Origin of the sequence: Streptomyces sp. MZ04, assembly GCF_004684775.1 — a bacterium.
Classification (GTDB): domain Bacteria; phylum Actinomycetota; class Actinomycetes; order Streptomycetales; family Streptomycetaceae; genus Streptomyces.
On sequence record NZ_SRIC01000019.1, the window covers coordinates 37752 to 58249 of the forward strand.

The following is a 20498-nucleotide window of genomic DNA, read 5'->3' on the forward strand; positions in this document are numbered from 1 at the left end:
CACCACCCCGTGCTGACCGCACCACTCCGTGCTGACCGCACCACCCCGTACAGCGCATGACCCCGTAAGGCGCATCACCCCGCCGTAAGGAGAGACACCGTGGCGAACACCAGAACCCGAGGCCGCGGCACCGGACCCGGCTCACCGGGCCGGCGCTCCCTGACCGCGGCCGCCCGCGCCGCGGCCAAGCGGGCCGACGGCAGCCGCTCCGGGGCGCAGGACCCGCTCGACGGCGTACCGGAGGATCTGGTCAACGACCTGACGGGGCTGCCGCCCGTCGAGAAGGTCGTCGGGAAGGTCCTGCTCGCGCCGGCGGAGTCCGGTCCCGGGCCGGACCCGGAGGCCTCGGACCGACCGGACCCAAAGGCACCGGACCCAAAGGCACCGGACCCAGAGGCACCGGACCCAAAGGCATCGGACCCAGAGGCCTCGGACGAAGAGGCCTCGGACGAAGAGACCGCGCCCCGCGGGCGCCGGCGCGCACGGCTGAGCGCCGTCCTTGCCCTCCTGACCGTGGCGGGCCTCGTCGCGGTCGCGGTGCTCGGGTGGCAGTACCGGGACGGCCGCCGGGTCGAGGCGGCGCGGGCGCAGGCCCTCACGGCCGCGCAGCAGGCGGCGCCCCTCGTCCTGTCGTACGACTACCGGCATCTGGACCGGGATTTCGCCGCGGCGCACGGCCGGCTCACGGGCTCCTTCCGCGACGAGTACGGCAGGACGACCAAGGCGGTGGTCGCGCCGACCGCGAAGAAGTACAAGGGGGTGGTGAAGGCCTCCGTGGTCACGCCGCCCGACGGCGGTGCCCCGGCGGCCTCGGTGGCGTCGGCGTCGGCGGACAGCGCCGTCGTGGTGCTCTTCGTCAACCAGGTCACCAAGAGCACTCAGGTCTCCGGCTCGCGCGTGGATCTGAACCGGGTCCGGATGACCCTCACGCGCACGCCGGACGGCTGGAAGGTGAGCGCCGTCGACGCGCTGTGACGCGCACGGGGACAGCGAAGGTGCCCGGAGCCGGACTCGAACCGGCACGCCCCCGAGGGGCAGCGAGGTTTAAGCTCGCCGTGTCTGCATTCCACCATCCGGGCAGGCCGTGGGCTCCGCATCAAGTGATCCGACCCTATCGGGAGGCGTCCCCCGAACAGCGGAACAACAGCCCGATGTTGTCTTATTTTATTGACGTCTGAGGGTGCATCAGTCACTGGAACGGGCCATCGGTACATGCCGCAGGCCATTTTGTTGGTTCTCGGCCTCCGGCACGTAATGACGGAATTTAGCCGCAGCCGGAGCGCCCCCGGCGCGTGCCCGAGTCGTCCCCGAGTCACCTCTGAGCCAACCCCGAGCGCCGCCCGTCTCAGGGGCGGTCGTCATCCCCAGGTATGACGCAGGCGTCCGGGGTCCGACTGGAGAGGGCCCCCGGAACCGGAACAGCGGCTGACTACACGGCGCGGATCCGCCAGCACGATGGAGTACGTCCCCCACTCGTCGTACCGACAGGAGCACCGTCCCGTGACCACCACCCCCTTCGCCGCCCGCGCCACCGCCGTGGCAGCGCGCGCCACGGATCTCTCCAAGGTGTACGGACAGGGCGAGACGCAGGTGGTCGCCCTGGACCATGTCTCCGTCGACTTCGGGCAGGGCGAGTTCACCGCGATCATGGGCCCCTCGGGCTCCGGCAAGTCGACGCTCATGCACTGTGTGGCGGGGCTCGACAGCTTCAGCGGCGGCTCCGTGCGGATCGGCGAGACCGAGCTGTCCACCCTCAAGGACAAGCAGCTCACCAAGCTCCGCCGGGACAAGATCGGCTTCATCTTCCAGGCCTTCAACCTGCTGCCGACGCTGACCGCCCTGGAGAACATCACGCTGCCGATGGACATCGCGGGCCGCAAGCCGGACAAGGCGTGGCTCGAGCAGGTCATCTCCATGGTCGGCCTGGCCGAGCGGCTCAGCCACCGGCCCACCGAGCTCTCCGGCGGTCAGCAGCAGCGTGTCGCCGTGGCCCGCGCGCTGGCCTCTCGGCCGGACATCATCTTCGGCGACGAGCCGACCGGAAACCTGGACTCCCGCTCGGGTGCGGAGGTCCTCGGTTTCCTGCGCAACTCCGTGCGGGAGCTGGGGCAGACCGTCGTCATGGTCACCCATGACCCGGTGGCCGCGGCGTACGCGGATCGCGTGATCTTCCTGGCGGACGGACGGGTCGTCGACGAGATGCTCTCGCCGACCGCCGAGGGCGTGCTTGACCGGATGAAGTCCTTCGACGCCAAGGGGCGTACGAGCTAGCGCTCCGCAGGAAGCGTTGTCAGCCGCGGGTTCGTCGCGGCTGGTCGCGCAGTTCCCCGCGCCCCTTCAGGGCGCTCCTCGCCCCGCCTCTCTTTCACCAGGACTCACACCCATGTTCCGTACCGCCCTGCGCAACGTGCTCGCGCACAAGGCCCGGCTGTTGATGACCGTGCTCGCCGTCATGCTCGGCGTCGCCTTCGTCTCCGGCACCCTCGTCTTCACCGACACCTTCGGCAACGCCTACAAGAACAAGTCGGCGAAGAGCTTCGACCACGTCTCGGTCGCCATCCAGCAGAACGGCGGCTCCGACGACGAGACCAAGCAGCAGCCCCGGCTGACCGACTCCCTGCTCGCCAAGACCAAGGAGCTGCCCGGCGCCGCATCGGCGATCGGCGGTGTCTCCGGCTTCACCGCGCTCGCCGACAAGGACGGCAAGCTGGTCGGCGGCGAGTGGGGCACCACCGGCGCCAACTACTACCCGGCCACGGACGGCAAGGACCCCCGGTACGACTTCACCGAGGGCGCCGCGCCCAAGTCCGCCGGCGATGTCGCCCTGGACGCGCGCACCGCCGAGCGCACCGGCTACCAGGTCGGCGACACGGTCCGCTACTCCACCGAGGGTCCGGTGCGGGAGGCGAAGGTCAGCGGCGTCTTCGACACCGACGACGGCAGTGTCGTCGCGGGCGGCAGCCTGATGGTCTTCGACAACGCCACCGCGCTGAAGGCGCTGAACAAGACCGAGTACGACGAGATCGACGTGAAGGCCGCCGCCGGCACCTCCGAGACGGCGCTCAAGAGCTCGGTCGAGAAGATCCTGCCCAAGGACACGGACGCGGTCACCGGCACCCGGCTCTCCGACGACCAGGACGCGATGATCGAGCAGCAGACCAGCTCGATGAGCCAGGTCCTGCTGATCTTCGCCGGTATCGCGCTCTTCGTCGGCATCTTCATCATCGCCAACACCTTCACGATGCTGGTCGCCCAGCGCACCAAGGAGCTGGCCCTGATGCGGGCGGTCGGTGCCTCGCGCCGCCAGGTCACCCGTTCCGTGCTCATCGAGGCGTTCCTGGTCGGCCTGGTCGCCGCCGTGGCCGGCTTCGGGCTCGGCATCGGCGTCTCCACGGGCCTCGAGGCCCTGATGAACTCGGGCGGCGCCTCGCTGCCCAAGGGCCCGCTCGTCATCTCCCCGACCACGGTCGTCGTGGCGCTCGTGATCGGCGTGGTCGTGACCATGCTGGCCGCCTGGCTGCCGGGCCGCCGCGCCGCGAAGATCCCGCCAGTCGCCGCGATGAACAGCGTGCACGCGACGCCGACCATGCGCGGTCTCGTCGTACGCAACACGATCGGCTCGCTGATCGTCGCGCTCGGCATGGTCATGCTCTTCATGGACGACAACTACGTGATGGCGGGCGGCGCGGGTGTCATCCTCGTCGGCGTCATCGTCCTCACCCCGCTGCTCTCGCGCCCGGTCATCGCCGCGTCGGCCCCGCTCCTGAAGCCGTTCGGCGTCGCCGGCAAGCTGTCGCGCCTCAACTCGGTGCGCAACCCGCGCCGTACGGCGTCCACGGCGTCGGCCCTGATGATCGGCCTGACCCTCATCACGGCGATGACGGTCGTCGCGACCTCGATGAGCAGCGCCATCAACAAGATGGCGGTCGACTCCCTGAAGGCCGACTACAGCGTCTCCATGGCGAACTTCCAGCCGCTGACCCCCGAGGTCCGAGAGAAGCTCGACAAGCTCCCCGACGTCGAGGCGAGCAGCCCGCTGCGCGCCGCGTACGGCGAGGCCGACGGCAGCTACACCTCCATCTCCGGCGTCGACCCGAAGACCATCGGCAAGCTGGTCGGCCTCGACTTCTCCAGCGGTTCGATGGACGGCTTCCAGGGCAACGCCACGCTCGTGGACTCGGACACCGCCAAGGACAAGGGCATCAAGGCGGGCGACACCATTCCGGTGAAGTTCGACGAGGACAACAAGACGGTCCGGCTGAAGGTGGCCGGCGTCTACGAGGCGAACGAGATGCTCAACGGCCTGTTCGCGCCGACGTCCGTCGTCGACCCGCACCTCGAGAAGATCGTCGACAAGCAGGTGCTCCTGAAGATGAAGGGCGGCGCGTCCGACAGCGCCGAGGACTCCATCGTCAAGACCCTGGGCGACAACCCGGCCATCACGATCCAGGACAAGCAGGCGATCAGCAACGCCATCGGCGGCGCCATCAACATGGTCCTGAACATGCTGTACGGCCTGCTCGCCATGGCGATCCTGATCGCGGTGCTCGGTGTCATCAACACGCTGGCCATGTCGGTCTTCGAGCGGAAGCACGAGATCGGCATGCTGCGGGCCATCGGCCTCGACCGTGCGAAGGTCAAGCAGATGGTGCGCCTGGAATCGGTCGTGATCTCGCTGTTCGGCGCGGTGCTCGGCATCGGCCTCGGCCTCTTCATGGGCTGGGCGGCGGGCGGCAGCATCGCCGACAGCGTGAAGACGTACTCCATGGAGATCCCGTTCGGCCGCATCGCGATCTTCTTGGTGATCGCCGCGGTGGTCGGCGTCCTCGCGGCGGTCTGGCCGGCCCGCAGCGCGGCGCGGCTCAACCCGCTGCAGGCGATCAAGAGCGAGTAGCACCGGCGGTACGCGACAAGGGGCCCGGACGGCATGCAGTCCGGGCCCCTTGTCGTGCCCCGTAAGGGGCGCGGGGAACTGCGCGACCAGCCACGAAGGACCCGCAGACGAAGAGCCGCTAACGCCAGTCTCGGGCCCGCAACGGCATCCCGGATCCGCCGACCTCCGGCGTCTTCACGGCGAGAACCTGATTGACGCCGATCCGATTGCGCTCAAAGGCAAGAGCAGAGGCGGCCATATAGAGCCGCCAGATCCTCGCCCGCCCCGGCGAGGTCAGCCGCTGGCCCTCCTTCCAGTTCGCCTCCAGGTTGGCGACCCAGCGGCGCAGCGTGAGCGCATAGTGCTCACGGATGGCCTCCACGTCGCGCACCTCGAACCCGGCCCGCTCCAGGAGCCCCACCGTGCTCCCCAAGGGCGCGAGCTCCCCGTCCGGGAAGACGTAGGCGTCGATGAACTCGTCCACCGCGTACGCGGACTCGTCCTCCTGCGGGCGGCGCGCGATCTGGTGGTTGAGCAACCGACCACCCGGTTTGAGGAGGGCGTGCAGGTCGTGTGCGTACTCCAAATAGCGCTCGGCGCCGACATGTTCGGCCATACCGATGGAGGAGATGGCGTCGTACGGGCCGTCGCGCACATCGCGGTAGTCCTGGACGCGGATCTCGATGCGGTCGGTCAGACCCTCCTCCGCGATGCGCTTCCTGGCGTACGCGGCCTGCTCGTGGGAGAGCGTGACGCCGACGACGGCGGCGCCGTGCTCGCGGGCCGCGTGGATCGCCATCGAGCCCCAGCCGCAGCCGACGTCGAGCAGCCGTATGCCGGGCTTGAGGGCGAGCTTGCGGGCGATCAGCTCGAGCTTGTCGCGCTGGGCGTCCTCGAGGGTGGAGTCGTCTGACTCCCAGTAGGCGCACGAGTAGACCATCGAGGGGCCGAGCACCAGCTCGTAGAAGTCGTTGCCCACGTCGTAGTGGTGGCTGATGGCCTGCCGGTCGCTGCCCTTGGTGTGCAGATGGAGCCGGCCGCGCCTGCGCATCTCCTCCCGCGGCGGAGAAGGCGGCAGGAACGGCGCGGCCAGCGCGATCAGCGAGCGGGCGGCGGCGCGGAACTCGGGGTCGCGCAGGGACTCCCTGAGGCCTCTGGCGTCGTCGGCGCGCTCCCAGATGAACTCGGCGAGCGCGTCGAGCAGGGCGTACAGGTCCCCGTCGACGTCCAGGTCACCGGCGACCCAGGCACGGGCCAGACCCAGCTCGCCCGGCCTCCACATCAGATGGCGCAGGGCCCTGCGGCTGCGCACGACAAGGGCGGGCGCACCCGGCGGGCCCGCTTCCGAACCATCCCAGGCACGAATACGTACGGGGAGCGGGGCTCCCAGCAACTGTTCGGCAAGCTTCTTCAGCCGCAGTGCGGCGCTTGGCATGGCGCACACCTCCGTGATGTCGGGATATCCCGGATGGGTTCAACACCACGTAAACACCAACGGAGCGCTCCCGCAGTCCCCCTGTGGCGTTACAGATCGGCAAAATACATGTAACAGCCATGTAAAAGGCGGCGGAAAAGCCGAAGGGGCCGCCCGCACCACGGATGGCGGGCGACCCCTTCGGGGTTGATCAATGACCGCGGGTCAGGAGGCCTTGGCCTTCTCCTCGGCCTTGGCGGCCGGGGCCTCGGCCTTGGCCGCGGCGGGCTTCGGGGCCGGCTTGGCGGCCTCGTAGAACTCCTCGCGCGGCGTCTCCATGGCGCCGAGCGAGACGACCTCGCGCTTGAGGAAGACCGCGAGGGTCCAGTCGGCGACGACACGGATCTTGCGGTTGAAGGTCGGCATGGCCATGCCGTGGTAGCCACGGTGCATGTACCAGGCGAGACGGCCCTTGAGCTTGATCTTCACCTTGCCCATGACGATCATCGCGACGCCCTTGTGCAGGCCGAGACCGGCGACCGCACCCTTGTTGGCGTGGCTGTACTCCTTCTGCGGGAAGCCCCGCATGCCGGAGATCACGTTGTCGCCGAGGACCTTCGCCTGACGCAGCGCGTGCTGGGCGTTCGGCGGGCACCAGGCGTTCTCGTTGCCGGCCTTGCGGCCCACGAGGTCCGGCACCTGGGCGTTGTCGCCCGCGGTCCAGATGTAGTCCGTGCCCTTGACCTGGAGGGTCGGCTCGGCGTCCACGTGGCCGCGCGGGCCGAGCGGCAGACCGAAGCGGGCGAGCGCCGGGTTCGGCTTCACACCGGCGGTCCACACGATGGTGTTGGAGTCGACCTCGAGGCCGTTCTTGAGCACCACGTGGCCGTCGACGCAGGAGTCCATGGAGGTGGAGAGGTAGATCTCGACCCCACGGCCCTCCAGGTGCTCCTTGCCGTACTGGCCCAGCTTCGGGCCGACCTCGGGAAGGATCTTGTCGGCGGCGTCGACCAGGATGAAGCGCATGTCCTCGCGCTTCACGCTGGTGTAGTACTTGGCCGCGTCGCGGGCCATGTCCTCGACCTCACCGATGGTCTCCGCGCCCGCGAAGCCACCGCCGACGAAGACGAAGGTCAGCGCCTTGCGGCGGACCTCCTCGTCCGTCGTGGAGTCAGCCTTGTCCAGCTGCTCGAGGACGTGGTTGCGCAGGCCGATGGCCTCCTCGATGCCCTTCATGCCGATGCCCTGCTCGGCGAGGCCGGGGATCGGGAAGGTGCGGGAGACCGCGCCCATCGCGATGACGAGGTAGTCGAAAGGCAGCTCGTACGCCTCACCCACGAGGGGGGCGATCGTGGCGACCTTGCGGTCCTGGTCGATGGTGGTGACCCGGCCGGTCAGAACTTCCGCCTTGGGCAGCACGCGTCGCAGCGGGACGACGACGTGCCGAGGCGAAATGCTGCCGGCGGCGGCTTCGGGGAGGAAGGGCTGGTAGGTCATGTACGACCGGGGGTCGACGACCGTGACGGTCGCCTCTCCGTAGCGCATCTTCTTGAGAATGCGCCGAGCTGCGTACAGGCCTACGTACCCACCGCCTACTACGAGGATCCTGGGACGCTCCGTGGTGCTCATGCCATCGAGTATCCACCTGCCCGACGGGGGTCGCTCGTGCGCCCCTTCACAAGCATGGGTGCACCCTCTGCTACACTTCGCCGCCCACGTGACGCAGGCCATAGCGCCCCAGGGGAACCACGACACAACCCGAGACGTTGTGCACCCCTGCTGAGCTGCCGCTCTGGCCCTTTTCGCACAGTGGACCAAGCGGTCGGTTCACACTCCGGACACGCAGCCGAACCTTCACTGTCACGGGTCAAGAGGGCCTCGAGGGACACATTCAGGGGCTCAGAACCCAAGAACATCGTCCAACCGAGGCCAATTCCTTGTGAAGAACTTCACGAAGTTTCCCGACAGGACGTCGCCGAGGGGCCCTCAAGGCCCCTCACCAGGCGCTCAGACGCCGCGCCAACCGCTCACGCGAGGCTCCATCCGATCCCGTCGAGGATGTCGTGCTCGCTGACGACGACCTCCCGGGCCCCCGTCCGGTCCATGATCGCCAACAGCACGAGAGCGCCCGAAACGATCACGTCGACGCGGCCCGGGTGCATCACCGGAATCGCGGCGCGCTCCGCGTGGGTGGACCGGGCGAGCCGCCCGACGGTCTCGGCGACCTGCTTGTAGGAGATGCGGGAGTGGTGGATCGCGGCGGAGTCGTACGCGTCGAGCCCGAGCGCTATCGCGGCCACGGTGGTCACCGAGCCCGCGAGGCCGACCAGGGTGCGGGCCTCGCGGATCGGCACCGTCTCCTCGGCGAGGTCGAGCGCGGCCTCGATGTCCGCGCGGACGGCGTCGAGTTCGGCGGCGGCGGGCGGGTCGCTGCGGATGTGCCGCTCCGTCAGGCGTACGCAGCCGATGTCGACGGAGCGGGCGGCGCGGACGTGGTCCTCGCCGACGACGAACTCCGTGGAGCCGCCGCCGATGTCGACGACGAGGTAGGGCTTGTCGAGGTGGTCGCTGCCGGCCAGCTCCTTCGTCGCGCCCAGGAAGGAGAACTCGGCCTCCTGGTCGCCGCTGATGACTTCCGGCTCGACACCGAGGATGTCCAGGACTCCGCGTACGAAGTCGTCCCGGTTCTCGGCGTCGCGGGACGCGGAGGTCGCGACGAAGCGGAGGCGGTCGGCGCCGTGGGACTTGATGGCCTCGGCGTACTCGCGGCAGGCCGCGAAGGTGCGGTCGAGTGCCTCGGGGGCGAGGCGGCCCGTCTTGTCCACGCCCTGGCCGAGGCGGACGATGGTCATCCTGCGGTCCAGGTCGAACAGTTCGCCGGTCGCGGGGTCGGCGTCCGCGACGAGCAGCCGGATGGAGTTGGTACCGCAGTCGATCGCGGCGACGCGGGTCACTTGGACTCCTCCTCGGGGAGCGTCACGCAGGCGCCCTTGCGCCACCACTCCGGAAGCATCGCGATCGCCTCGTCGCCCAGGGGGTTCACGCCGGGGCCCGCGGCCAGGGAGTGGCCGACCAGGACGTGCAGGCACTTCACGCGGTCCGGCATGCCGCCCGCGCTCGGGAAGCCCTCAAGGACCTCGATGGCGTCGCGGCGCGCGATGTAGTCCTCGTGTGCCGCGCGGTACTTGGCGGCCAGCTCGGGGTCCGTCTTGAGGCGCTCCGACATCTCCTTCATGACGCCGTTCGCCTCGAGCGTGCCGATCGCGGACGCGGCCCGCGGGCACGTCAGGTAGTACGTCGTCGGGAACGGCGTCCCGTCCGGAAGGCGCGGCGCCGTCTCGACGACGTCCGGCTGCCCGCAGGGGCAGCGGTGCGCGATGGCCCGCAGGCCACGCGGCGGACGGCCGAGCTGCTGCTTGAAGGCCTCGACGTCGGCGTCGGTGGGCTCGGTGCGCGGGGTGGTCGGCGGGGGCGTTTCCATGCCTGTCTTTCGATCGGTTCTCTACTAGGGGTACTGAAGTCAGGGGTACTGAAGTCAGGGGTACTGAAGTCAGGGGTACTGAAGTCAGGGGTACTGAAGTCTCAGTCGTCCGGGCGGTCGGCCTTGTCGACGCCGTCCCAGACGTTCGAGTACCAGGGCCTGGTGGCCGCCCCCTGGTCGGTGCGCTGGCGCTTCACCGCGTCGGGGTCGATCACCGTGTAGCCGGTCTCGCCCGGCATCACATAGTGCAGCCGGTCCCGGATGCGCTGCTCCGCGTACGAGTCGTCACGCCAGCGGGCCTTCTCGTCCTTCAGCTTCTCGACGTGTCCGCGGCGCTCGGCCTGCTCCCGGCGCTGATCGGCGATCTCGGCGCGCTGCGAGACGTACTGCCTTATCGGGTACGCGAGCGCGACCACGAGGGAGCAGAGCACGAGCGCGAGGAGGGCCGCCCGGCCGGTCAGCCGGGAGCGGCGGGCCTGGCGCTTGGTCTGGGAGCGGTAGACGCGCTCGGCGGTCTGCTCGCCGAGCAGCCGCAGTCTGGTCGCGGTGGAGAACCGGTCCCGGTCCTTCACGGCCATGTCCCCGCCTCCCGTTCACACGCGCGTACGTCCCCGCACACGGTACGGGACCGAGTACGGGGACGTACGTAACTACAGCGTGACTACGGCTCAGCCCTTGCTGTGCTGATCAGTCCGCAAAGCGGAACCGCGGGAAGGCGCTGCGACCGGCGTAGACGGCCGCGTCGTCGAGGATCTCCTCGATGCGAAGGAGCTGGTTGTACTTGGCGACGCGCTCGGAGCGGGCCGGGGCGCCGGTCTTGATCTGGCCGCAGTTGGTGGCGACGGCGAGGTCGGCGATGGTGACGTCCTCGGTCTCACCGGAGCGGTGGGACATCATGCACTTGAAGCCGTTGCGCTGGGCCATCTCGACGGCGTCCAGGGTCTCGGTCAGCGAACCGATCTGGTTGACCTTGACCAGCAGGGCGTTCGCGGACTTCTCCTCGATGCCGCGGGCCAGGCGCTCCGGGTTGGTGACGAACAGGTCGTCGCCCACGAGCTGGACCTTCTCGCCGAGCTTCTCGGTGATGACGTTCCAGCCGGCCCAGTCGTCCTCGAACAGCGGGTCCTCGATGGAGACCAGCGGGTACGCGGCGACGAGCTCCTCGTAGTACTCGGTCATCTCGGCGGCCGAGCGGGACTTGCCCTCGAACTCGTACTTGCCGTCCTTGTAGAACTCGGACGCGGCGACGTCGAGCGCGAGCGCGACCTGCTCGCCGGGGACGTAACCGGCCTGCTTGATGGCCTCGACGATGAGGTCGAGCGCGGCGCGGTTGGAGTCCAGGTTCGGGGCGAAGCCGCCCTCGTCGCCGAGGCCGGTGGACAGGCCCTTGCTCTTCAGGACGGACTTGAGGGTGTGGTAGACCTCGGTGCCCCAGCGCAGGGCCTCGGAGAACGACTCGGCGCCGATCGGCGCGATCATGAACTCCTGGATGTCGACGTTGGAGTCGGCGTGCGACCCGCCGTTCAGGATGTTCATCATCGGGACGGGCAGCAGGTGCGCGTTCGGGCCGCCGAGGTAGCGGAACAGCGGCAGGTCGCTGGCCTCGGATGCGGCGTGCGCGACGGCGAGGGAGACGCCGAGGATGGCGTTGGCGCCGAGCGAGCCCTTGTTGTCGGTGGCGTCCAGGTCGAACATGGCCTGGTCGATCAGGCGCTGCTCGGTGGCGTCGTACCCGACGAGCTCCGGGCCGATCTGCTCGATGACGGCGAGGACGGCCTTCTCCACGCCCTTGCCCTGGTAACGGTTGGGGTCACCGTCACGGAGTTCGATGGCCTCGAAAGCACCGGTGGACGCACCGGACGGAACGGCGGCACGACCCGTGCTGCCGTCGTCGAGGCCGACCTCGACCTCGACCGTGGGGTTGCCTCGGGAGTCCAGGATTTCCCGGGCTACGACGACGTCGATGGACGGCACGAGCATCTCCTTCTGGGATGTGACGCGGGTACGCGGGGCGTTGGCCTCGCGGACACGAGCCTAACCGGCTCCCGGGCAAGAGCCAGCCGAGCGACCGCCCTGTGGACAAACCGAGAGCAAAAAGTTTCCGAACGGAACAAAGCGCGGGATCAAAAGAACCCCGCCCCGGTGCGTACGGGGGATACGCGCACCGGGGCGGGGGGCCCGTGGGGACCGGGTGTCACCCGGTCAGGACTAGCTCAGGTGGAGCTGCTGGCCCGGGAAGATCATGTCGGCGTTGTCGATGATGTCGCCGTTGAGCTTGTACACCTTGTGCCAGCCGCCCTTGACGTCGTGCTCGTCAGCGATCTTGGAGAGGGTGTCACCCTTCTTGACCTTGTACTCGCCGTCGCCCTTCTTGACCTTCTTGCCGGTCGGGGTCTCGACGGTCTTCTTGGACTCGGCCTTCGGGGCGGGCTTCGGGGCCTCGGCCTTGGGCGCGGCAGGCTGCTCGGTCTGCGCGCTGGGCTGGCTCTGCGGCTCCTGGGTCTCCTGCTGCGGAGCGGCTTCCTGCGTGCCGCCGCCCTCGTAGGAGGCGCCCGAGAGGCCCACGCCACAGCTCGGCCAGGCGCCCTTGCCCTGACCCGCGAGAACCTTCTCGCCGATCTCTATCTGCTGGGCCTTGGAGGCCTGGTCGGCGGTGGCCGCGTACTGGGTGCCGCCGTACGCGGCCCAGGTGGAGGCCGAGAACTGCAGGCCGCCGTAGTAGCCGTTGCCGGTGTTGATGGACCAGTTGCCGCCGGCCTCGCACTGGGCGACGGAGTCCCACTCGGAACCGGTGGCGGCGGAGGCCGAGCCAGCGGCCATCAGCGGGGCGGCGACCGCGACACCGGTGACGCCGGCGAGCGTGGCGACGCGGGTGGCCTTGGACGGGCGGCGGTGCTTGCCCTTGCCGGAAAACAGCATGCGAGATCCCCTCACCGACGCCTGCGAGGTGAGCTGTCGGGTTCGGGCCGATGAAGTTGCCCGGCCGCGCTTCTCGAGCGCGACTTAACCCCTAGCCGGTCCCAACTCCGCTCGGCAGCTCTCTCGTTCTGCTGCTGTGCGGCGCCGGGCCCGGCGCAAACCTTGGGTCCCCCGCTCCTGCCTACGGCGCTTGACGCGACGACTGTTCCCGTACGGCCGTTGGCAGGACTAGGCGTACCGACCGGCGGGGCCCGCTGTGGCGAGCGGTCACGACCGTAGTCATGCGATCCGCGGAATTTCAAAGACGATCAGGGCTTCTGAGACCCATCTCTCACTTGCGCCAAACCGGACATTCAGCGCGAAGCGGCTGGCCGACCCTTCGTCAACTTCCCTTACTTTTCGCCCAAATCGAGGCTCTGACCGGGAAGGATGAGGTCGGGGTCGGACCCGACGGACTTCTTGTTCTCGTCGTAGAGCGCACTCCATCCGCCCTGCACGCCGAGGTCGTCGGCGATGGTCCAGAGGTTGTCTCCGGAGCGGACCGTGTACGTCCCGTCGGCGCCGTCCTTCGCGCGGTCGTCGCCGCGCGACGCGTGCCGGCCGGAGCCGTCGCGGTCGCCGTTCTTGGCCTGCCCGTCGTCCGCGCTGTCGCCGCGGTGCCGGCCGGAGCCGTCGCCTTCACCCGCGCCGGTGGAGGGGGTGGAGTCGGGGGCGGGCGAAGTGCTGCCCTTCTGCCCGGACTTGTCGGAGTCGTCGGATTCACCCGAGTCGCCCGGCTCGTCGTGATTCTTGTCTCCCGAGTCGTCGCCGGTGCCGGGCCTCTCGGACGACTTCTCCGAGGGCTTCTCGTCGGCCTTCTCGCTCGGCTTCTCGGAGGGCTTGACGTCGTCCTTCGGCTCGGCGGACCCGTCCGGCTCGGTCGACCCGCTCGGGTCGGCCGGCTCGGTCGACTCGTCCGAGGGCACCGAGATGATCGGGGCGCCCGGGTCGACGTCGGCGGGGGCGTCGTGCTTGGTGAGCCCCGCGATCACTCCGCAGCTCGGCCAGGCGCCGGGGCCCTCGGCGGCGAGAACCTTCTCGGCGACGGCTATCTGCTGCGAACGGCTGGCCTGGTCGGCGTAAGGGGCGTAGTCGAGACCGCCGTACTCCTCCCACGTCTCCTGGGAGAACTGGAGCCCGCCGTAATACCCGTTGCCCGGGTCGAGACTCCAGGAGCCGCCGCTCTCGCACTCCGCGAGCTTGTCCCAGGTGGCGGTGTCCGCGGCGCTCGCGCTGGTGGCGCCGAGCAACGGGATCGCGATGGCTGATCCGGTGACACCTGCCGCGACGATGAGGGCCGGGGCTTGGCGGGGACGTCGGTGACGACCATGACCGGAGAGCATGCGGTTGCCTTTCAGGAGACGGCAGAGGCGACTGCGGCTGCTGCGACAGCGGATGCCGAGTCGTCGGTGAACGTAGCCGCAGTCGAACGCTTGTCACAAGTCGATGCAGCGGAGATCACGTGAAAGTCACAGTCTTGACGCACCGTCAGTTCAACGGTGCCTCAGGTGCTCTTCTGTGAGTCCGCCTCGCCATCGCAAGTCACCCGGTTCCGCCGCGAGGCACAGGTCAGGCAGGCGCGTCAGGAGGGCCGCGGCGCAAAGGCCGGGGGCGCGGCCCCCTCCGACTCCCGAAGCTCGCCCGTCACCGTGAGCGGCGGAAGGGTCGGCCGCTTGTACGCGTCGACTCCAGTTGTGTTGGCGTCCAAGGTCTTCATGACCTCCGGCCACTGCTCGTCGTCGGGGTTCGGCGGCACCTTCGTGCCGGTCGTCCAGTGCCACTCGGTGACGGCGCACCTCCCGCCGGGCTTACCGAGGATGGTCGCATCACCGATGACGACCTTGACGTCGAACATGTCGACTACTTCCTTGCGCTCTTCCAACGTCAGGCTCTTCAGCCGCTCCTCGGCATTGATCGCGATGTCGACGAGATGGTGCGCCCGGCGTTCACGATCGGTGTACGCCTCCAGCCATTGCCGGGCGAACTCATGCTGCTTCCGGAGCTCCGCCAGTTCGGTCTCGAGCGACGTGATGGAAGCCTTGAGTACCGCCGGGTCTACACCGGCGCGTACGTACTCGGGGACGCGCACCTAGATCAGGTGCTCCTGTTCGGTGATTCTGGCCTCCTTTGCGCTACTGCAAGCGCTCTGGGGCCGGTGCCGTTTTGGGGAACTTCACCTGCCACTCTGTGCAGTTGAAGGGGAATTGCACAATTCGACGATCTCGCCCACGCGCGGCTCCCGGTACCGTCACCCCGTGAGCGCCCCACATATCGAACCCGAACTCTTCACCTGGGAGTTCGCCACCGACCCCTACCCTGCCTACGCGTGGCTCCGCGAGCATTCACCCGTGCATCGCACCACGCTCCCCAGCGGTGTCGAGGCATGGCTCGTGACTCGGTACACGGACGCCAAGCAGGCGCTAGCCGACTCGCGGCTCTCCAAGAACCCTGTGCACCATTCCGAGGACGCCCACGGCAAGAGCAAGACCGGCATCCCCGGTGAGCGCAGCGCCAACCTCATGACCCACCTGCTCAACATCGACCCGCCGGATCACACGCGACTCCGACGGCTCGTCTCCAAGGCGTTCACACCCCGCCGGGTGGCCGAATTCGCGCCCCGGGTCCAAGAGCTCGCCGACCACCTCATCGACCAGTTCGCGCACACCGGAAGCGCCGACCTCATCCACGAGTTCGCGTTCCCCCTCCCCATCTACGCCATCTGCGACCTGCTCGGCGTCCCCCGCGAGGACCAGGACGACTTCCGGGACTGGGCAGGGATGATGATCCGGCACGGCGGAGGGCCGAGAGGCGGTGTCGCACGGTCCGTGAAGAAGATGCGCGGCTATCTCGCCGAGCTGATCCACCGCAAGCGGGAGGCGCTCCCGGACAACCCCGGCCCCGGCGAAGACCTCATCTCCGGGCTCATCCGCGCCTCCGACCACGGCGAGCACCTAACAGAGAACGAAGCCGCAGCCATGTGTTTCGTACTACTGTTCGCTGGGTTTGAGACGGTTATCAATCTTATCGGCAACGGCATCTACGCGCTGCTGCGCAACCCCGCTCAGCGTTCCCTGCTTCAGGATTCCATTCAGCGGAAGGATCACAGACTCCTCGAAACCGGCATCGAGGAGTTGCTTCGCTTCGACGGTCCCGTGGAAATGGCAACGTGGCGGTACGCCACGCAACCACTCGAAATCGGCGGGCAGCGAATCGCTCAAGGCGATCCCGTCCTGGTCGTACTCGCCGCAGCGGACCGTGATCCCGCTCGATTCAGCGAGCCGGACACCCTCGACTTGGCTCGCACGGACAACCCGCACCTCGGCTACGGCCACGGCATCCACTACTGCTTGGGTGCCCCCCTTGCACGGCTGGAGGGGCGCATCGCGCTCGCCACCTTGCTCACGCGGCTGCCGGACATCCAGCTTGCTGCCGCACTGGATGAGCTTCGCTGGAGGGGCGGGCTGATCATGCGCGGCCTGCGTACGCTTCCCATCGATTTCACCCCACCCAAGTGACTCTCGCCGCATGGGTTCGTCGGTGTCCGCGCCACTCCCCAAGGCGAGCACACCTCATCACCAGTGCCGCTCCCTGTCCCGTTCTTCGAGCAGTACGTCGGAGAGGTTGTCGAGTTCGGGGGTGAGGTCGTGGATCAGCTCGGGCATCCCCTGTTCGTCAGGCGCGGTGACGTCGCCGGTGTCGAGCAGGCGCTGCAGCGGTCTCCAAGTAAGGCATCCCCGCCGCGTCAGCACCCCGTTCGGCGAGTCCGGCACCAGCAGCTCGGCTCCTTCGGACCGGACGGCGTCCACGACGAGCGAACCGTACGCCCGCAAGGTGTCCCTCGAGGCGCCGGACACGCACAGTCCGACCACTCCGAGCCGGGGCTCGACGGCCCAGCTCATCGCTGACTCGTACGCTTCGTCGCCGACATCGCCCGTATCGAAGTTGTACTCGATACACACCGAGCGCAGCAGCGACATCGGCACGTCTCCCTCGAGCCCGCATCGTGCGACGTCGATGGCCGCCCGTACCAGCGAATACCCCAGCGGATTCCGGCGTGCGGAGCGGCGCCACTCCTCCCACAGCTCAGGGCCGACCGCCAGGAACTCGGTGACGCCCCGCTCGCCGCGCCACCGCGCGGCGTCCACGAGGCGCGGGTCGTCGGACTCCGCGAGCCGCGCCAGTTCCGCCTCGCTCCAGCGGCAGCTCAGCTGGACCGAGCCCGCGCCGCTGAGGAGACGGGACGCGGGGCCGCGGCCGAACCGGTGGGTCTCGTACGCCTCGTCGCTCATGGTGGCCAGGACGAGCACCTTCTCGGCGGCGAGCCGGGCCAGCAGGCCCGCGGTGAGGCCGTGCTCGCCGAGGTGGCCGTCCAGGTCGTCGAGCCAGACGACGTACACGCCTGCGGGGTCGTGGCTCCGGAGTTGGGAAGGGATGTCCCGCAGGTCCGTGCCCGGGAGCGGGGCGTAGACCCGGGTGTCCTCGCTCAGGGTCTGGTGGAGTGCCGCCCAGGCCGCTGTCGTCTTGCCGGAGAGCGGTTCGCCCGTGACGACGACCAGGCCGCCCAGGCGCACGGCCTGCACGACCATGCCCTCCAGCTCCTCGTCGCAGTCACGCGGAACGTAGGGATGCTCGCCGGGCTCGTCGTCGAACTGCCGCGCGGGGCGGATACCGAGGGCCGGGGGACTCAGCTGGTCGATGCGCGACCAGCTGTCCGCGGCCGCGGGGGTGCTGGGCGGCGGGGTGCCGTAGTGGTGGTGCTGGACTCCCACCACCGAGCCGTTGAACGTGCCGTCGCTGAAGTCGACGTGGTCGTTGGCAGCCGCGGAAGTGCCCTGGAAAGTGAGCGAGTTGATGACACCGGCCTGCACCACCTTGTCGGCACTTCCCGCGGACACCGTGTTGCGGACCTGCGGGCGGCCGCCGGTCGGCTCCTCGAACTCGTCGATGATGCTGCGGAGTTCGCCGACGGACCCGGGATACTCGCGCAGCAGCCAGCGCAGGCGCATCTCCCAGTCGGACTCGACCGAAGAAGCCTCCGAGTCCTCGAGGAGCAACGCCTCGCGGGACTCCTCGAGTTGCGTGACGCGCACCGAGCGCGGCGGGTAGAGCGCGGCCACGCGGTCCCGGAGGGAGATCCAAGCGTCTGTCACCAAGGCCTGCACGATTGCCGACGCCCCCGCGGATGCCAGCCCCGACAACTCCGGTTCCACGCACGCCCCCCACGCATCTCGAACGGCCCTACCGCAACGGTACTAAGCCTCCGCGCCCTCGGCCGAGCGAACCGCATCCCGATAAGCCCGCGCGGCAACCCGAAGCGCCGCCTCCGGATCGACACCCTCCGCCTCGGCCCGCAGGGCGAGAGCGAGCAGCTCGTAACCGACCCCCTTCCCGGAGGGGAGGTCCACCTCCAGCCCCGCCGTCCGCACCCGCGAGGCCAGCTTCGCGGTCAGCGCCAATCCCGGCTGACCCAGCGGGATGCCCTCCGTCACCGAAGAGCGCTGCTTCTCCTCCGCCTTCGTGCGCAGCCAGTGCGCCTTGACGTCCTCGGGGGTGTCCGCCGAGTCGTCGCCGAAGACGTGCGGGTGGCGGTGGATCAGTTTTTCGACGATGCCGCCCGCCACGTCGTCCACGGAGAAGGGGGACTCGGTGTCCTCCTCGGCGATACGGGCGTGGAAGACCACCTGGAGCAGGACGTCCCCGAGCTCCTCGAGCAGCTCGTCCCTGTCGCCCTCCTCGATCGCCTCGACCAGCTCGTACGCCTCCTCGATCGCGTACTTCGCCAGGCCCTTGTGCGTCTGCTGGGACGACCAGGGGCATTCGCCCCGGATCTGGTCCATGACCTGGACAAGGTCGAGGAGGCGCGCGCCCGGCAGGTCGTACGAGGCCGGGAGCAGTTCGAGGTCCGGCATCGCGACCCGGCCCGATCCGGCGAGGCGGGCCAGGCCGTCCGTCAGGGGGCGGTCGCCCTCGGCCGTGGCGATGACCAGGACCGTGCGGCCGCCGGCGCAGGCGTCCACCAGCTCCTGGGCCGTGGGCGACGCCTGGTCCACGCGCACGCCCGCCTCGCGCAGATACGGCAGCTGCGGGTGCGTCGCGTCGGCGCACAGGACCTCGTCCGCCCCGTGCAGGGCCTGCCAGGCGGGCCAGGAGAGCAGGCCGGGGGCCACCCGATGACTGGTGGTGAGGAGGATGACGCGGCCGGGGCCGTCGGCCGGGGGTGTGGATTCGTTCACCCGTCGAACGTAACCCACGGCACTGACAGCATCACTGCCTACGCCTGCGTCGGCTCCGCCGCCCCGCCACCGGACACCTCGCGCACCCACGGCGTCTTCGTGTCGGCGCGCTTGGACTTCTCCACGTCCCACGTGCCGTAGCGCGGGTTCAGGTCGACGTCCAGCTTCTTGGAGGCCGCGGAGAGCGCCTTCCAGAAGACCGCCTGGCCCTCGGGCGCGTTCATGTCCGCGCCCAGGGTCTTGGCCAGCTTCTGCGCCTCGATCTCCGTACGGAGGCTGTCCTCGAGTCGGGCAGGGGCGACGCTGTACTGCTGCAGCCAGCCCTGTTCGAGGGCCTTCTTGCCGCCCGCCTGCTGTTCGAGGCCCGCTCTCATCGTCTGGATCTCGCGGCGCGAGACGTCCACGCCCGCGTCGGCCGCCGCCTGGTGAAGCACCTTGTCCAGGACCATCGTGTGCAGCGTGCTGCGGGTGAGGCCGCCGGACTTGGCGATGGCCTGCTCGTACTGCTGCTCGTCCGGGATCGCGGCGCGCTGCGCGTCGCGGACCTCGTTCACCCGGCCCTCCAGCTGCGAGACCGTGATCCGGTCGTTGCCCACGACGGCCGCGGCACCGGGGTGGGCCTCGCTGCCGCAGGCGGTGAGGAGAGGGGCCGCGGCGATGGCGGCTACGGAGAGGGCGAGCGCGGTGCGACGACGGCGGTGCAAGTGAGCCTCCCGAGGAGATTGTGCGGCGGTGCACAAAGTCTTGCGGTGATCGATGTTAGGGAGTGGCCGCGATTTAGGCCACCTTTCCCCAAGCACTTCGTGCAGGGGAGACCCCATGACCAACGATTCTCGGCAAGTTGGGGCACCCTCGCGAGCACCCGAGCGCCGAGCCGTCACTACCCGCGCACTTGTCCCAGCCACTGCAACGTACGCCGGATCTCCGCCGGGAACGGATGACCGACCCCGTGCATCCGCTCGGCGTCCAGGAGCAGCCGCGCCAGGGTGTCGTGCGCGGCGGGGCGGTCGCCGAGGGCCAGGAGCAGGTGGCCGATGCGGCGGCGGATCTCGAGGGGGCGTTCGCGGTCGTCGGAGGCGTAGCGGTTCTCGTAGTACGGGAGGAGCGCCCGGTACTCCGCGAGTGCCGCGGCCGGTTCGCCGAGCTGCTCCAGGCACTGCGCGGCCTCGTAGCGGAACTGGAGGGAGTGCGGGTCGGCCTGTCCCGACTCGGCGGCGCGTTCGTCGGCGAGGCGGCGCAGTTCGGGCAGGGCGCGGCGGTACTGGCCGTCGTCCATGAGCGTCGCCGCGTACTGCTTGCGCAGGGAGCGGACCACCGGGGAGTGCTCGCCGTGCTTGGCGGCGGCCGCGGGCAGGATCGAGCCGAGGATGTCGACGGCCTGCGTGATGCGGCCCTCGCCGAGCAGCCGCTTGACCTCGTCGACCGCGTGGACGACGTCCTTCTGGCTGCCGGGGCCGCCGGGGCCCTGGCGCTGGTCGGGCTGGTTCGGCGGGAGGGCAGGGGCCGACGCCGGGGTCGCGGCGCGGTCGGGCCACGGGG

At 69.3% G+C, this 20498-nt stretch carries 16 protein-coding genes, 1 tRNA gene, 1 pseudogene and 1 riboswitch; of the genes and pseudogenes, 4 read left to right on the forward strand and 14 right to left on the reverse strand.

All coding sequences use genetic code 11. The annotated features are described in order from the left end of the window. Positions 1–99 precede the first annotated feature (99 nt). Positions 100–975, forward strand: coding sequence for a hypothetical protein (locus tag E2651_RS07030; RefSeq protein WP_135330133.1), 876 nt, complete (start codon positions 100–102; stop codon positions 973–975). A 21-nt stretch (positions 976–996) separates the two neighbouring features. Here E2651_RS07030 and E2651_RS07035 read toward each other — a convergent pair. Then, positions 997–1079 (reverse strand) — tRNA-Leu (locus tag E2651_RS07035). Between the two features lie 421 nt (positions 1080–1500). On the opposite strand from E2651_RS07035, the gene E2651_RS07040 reads away from it, so the two are divergent. Next, entirely contained in the window at positions 1501–2271 is a 771-nt protein-coding gene (locus tag E2651_RS07040; RefSeq protein ID WP_135330134.1) for an ABC transporter ATP-binding protein, read from the forward strand. Between the two features lie 112 nt (positions 2272–2383). Next, positions 2384–4894 (forward strand): FtsX-like permease family protein, encoded by a 2511-nt coding sequence (locus tag E2651_RS07045; protein ID WP_135330135.1) that lies wholly within the window; start codon positions 2384–2386, stop codon positions 4892–4894. Between the two features lie 118 nt (positions 4895–5012). Here the strand turns inward: E2651_RS07045 and E2651_RS07050 are convergent, their stop codons facing one another. The 9 genes from E2651_RS07050 to E2651_RS43795 form a co-directional block, all read right to left on the reverse strand. Next, positions 5013–6308, reverse strand: a complete 1296-nt coding sequence (locus tag E2651_RS07050) for a cyclopropane-fatty-acyl-phospholipid synthase family protein (RefSeq protein ID WP_135330136.1) — start codon at positions 6306–6308, stop codon at positions 5013–5015. Between the two features lie 204 nt (positions 6309–6512). After that, on the reverse strand, positions 6513–7916 hold the full coding sequence (locus E2651_RS07055; protein WP_135330137.1) for an NAD(P)/FAD-dependent oxidoreductase: 1404 nt from the start codon (positions 7914–7916) through the stop codon (positions 6513–6515). A gap of 398 nt (positions 7917–8314) precedes the next feature. Next, positions 8315–9241: a Ppx/GppA phosphatase family protein gene (locus E2651_RS07060; protein ID WP_135330138.1), complete on the reverse strand. Its 927-nt coding sequence runs from the start codon at positions 9239–9241 to the stop codon at positions 8315–8317. Further along, on the reverse strand, positions 9238–9768 hold the full coding sequence (locus tag E2651_RS07065) for a DUF501 domain-containing protein (RefSeq protein WP_135330139.1): 531 nt from the start codon (positions 9766–9768) through the stop codon (positions 9238–9240). Before E2651_RS07065 ends, E2651_RS07060 begins: the two co-directional genes overlap by 4 nt. A 101-nt stretch (positions 9769–9869) precedes the next feature. Next, positions 9870–10346 carry a septum formation initiator family protein gene (locus E2651_RS07070; protein ID WP_135330140.1) on the reverse strand — a complete coding sequence of 159 codons (477 nt, stop codon included), beginning with the start codon at positions 10344–10346 and terminating at the stop codon, positions 9870–9872. 109 nt (positions 10347–10455) lie between these two features. Further along, positions 10456–11748, reverse strand: coding sequence for a phosphopyruvate hydratase (gene eno, locus E2651_RS07075; protein WP_135330141.1), 1293 nt, complete (start codon positions 11746–11748; stop codon positions 10456–10458). Positions 11749–11976: 228 nt separating this feature from the next. Then, positions 11977–12687 (reverse strand): transglycosylase family protein, encoded by a 711-nt coding sequence (locus tag E2651_RS07080; protein ID WP_135330142.1) that lies wholly within the window; start codon positions 12685–12687, stop codon positions 11977–11979. Positions 12688–12690: 3 nt separating this feature from the next. Further along, a riboswitch (cyclic di-AMP (ydaO/yuaA leader) is annotated at positions 12691–12886 on the reverse strand. A gap of 193 nt (positions 12887–13079) precedes the next feature. Next, positions 13080–14069 carry a transglycosylase family protein gene (locus E2651_RS07085; protein WP_135330143.1) on the reverse strand — a complete coding sequence of 330 codons (990 nt, stop codon included), beginning with the start codon at positions 14067–14069 and terminating at the stop codon, positions 13080–13082. A gap of 239 nt (positions 14070–14308) precedes the next feature. Next, entirely contained in the window at positions 14309–14815 is a 507-nt protein-coding gene (locus tag E2651_RS43795; protein WP_167828720.1) for a hypothetical protein, read from the reverse strand. Between the two features lie 166 nt (positions 14816–14981). On the opposite strand from E2651_RS43795, the gene E2651_RS07095 reads away from it, so the two are divergent. Then, the gene (locus E2651_RS07095) at positions 14982–16241 is read left to right on the forward strand and encodes a cytochrome P450 (RefSeq protein ID WP_135330158.1); all 1260 of its coding nucleotides are present in this window, start codon (positions 14982–14984) and stop codon (positions 16239–16241) included. A 57-nt stretch (positions 16242–16298) separates the two neighbouring features. Here the strand turns inward: E2651_RS07095 and E2651_RS07100 are convergent, their stop codons facing one another. From E2651_RS07100 to E2651_RS07115, 4 genes and pseudogenes are all read right to left on the reverse strand, one after another. Beyond that, positions 16299–17879, reverse strand: coding sequence for a hypothetical protein (locus E2651_RS07100; protein WP_135330145.1), 1581 nt, complete (start codon positions 17877–17879; stop codon positions 16299–16301). 99 nt (positions 17880–17978) lie between these two features. Then, the gene (locus E2651_RS07105) at positions 17979–18959 is read right to left on the reverse strand and encodes a nucleoside triphosphate pyrophosphohydrolase (RefSeq protein ID WP_135330146.1); all 981 of its coding nucleotides are present in this window, start codon (positions 18957–18959) and stop codon (positions 17979–17981) included. A 38-nt stretch (positions 18960–18997) separates the two neighbouring features. Further along, positions 18998–19663, reverse strand: a complete 666-nt coding sequence (locus E2651_RS07110) for a SurA N-terminal domain-containing protein (protein ID WP_135330147.1) — start codon at positions 19661–19663, stop codon at positions 18998–19000. 176 nt (positions 19664–19839) lie between these two features. Next, positions 19840–20498, reverse strand: a pseudogene (locus E2651_RS07115) (tetratricopeptide repeat protein); the annotation flags it as partial.

Excerpts from the sequence above, each read along its gene's own strand:
- E2651_RS07085 (WP_135330143.1), bottom strand. The coding sequence starts at position 14,069 with ATGCTCTCCGGTCATGGTCGTCACCGACGTCCCCGCCAAGCCCCGGCC.
- E2651_RS07070 (WP_135330140.1), bottom strand. The coding sequence starts at position 10,346 with ATGGCCGTGAAGGACCGGGACCGGTTCTCCACCGCGACCAGACTGCGG.
- eno (WP_135330141.1), bottom strand. The coding sequence starts at position 11,748 with ATGCTCGTGCCGTCCATCGACGTCGTCGTAGCCCGGGAAATCCTGGAC.
- E2651_RS07080 (WP_135330142.1), bottom strand. The coding sequence starts at position 12,687 with ATGCTGTTTTCCGGCAAGGGCAAGCACCGCCGCCCGTCCAAGGCCACC.
- E2651_RS07050 (WP_135330136.1), bottom strand. The coding sequence starts at position 6,308 with ATGCCAAGCGCCGCACTGCGGCTGAAGAAGCTTGCCGAACAGTTGCTG.
- E2651_RS07055 (WP_135330137.1), bottom strand. The coding sequence starts at position 7,916 with ATGAGCACCACGGAGCGTCCCAGGATCCTCGTAGTAGGCGGTGGGTAC.
- E2651_RS07065 (WP_135330139.1), bottom strand. The coding sequence starts at position 9,768 with ATGGAAACGCCCCCGCCGACCACCCCGCGCACCGAGCCCACCGACGCC.
- E2651_RS07045 (WP_135330135.1), top strand. The coding sequence starts at position 2,384 with ATGTTCCGTACCGCCCTGCGCAACGTGCTCGCGCACAAGGCCCGGCTG.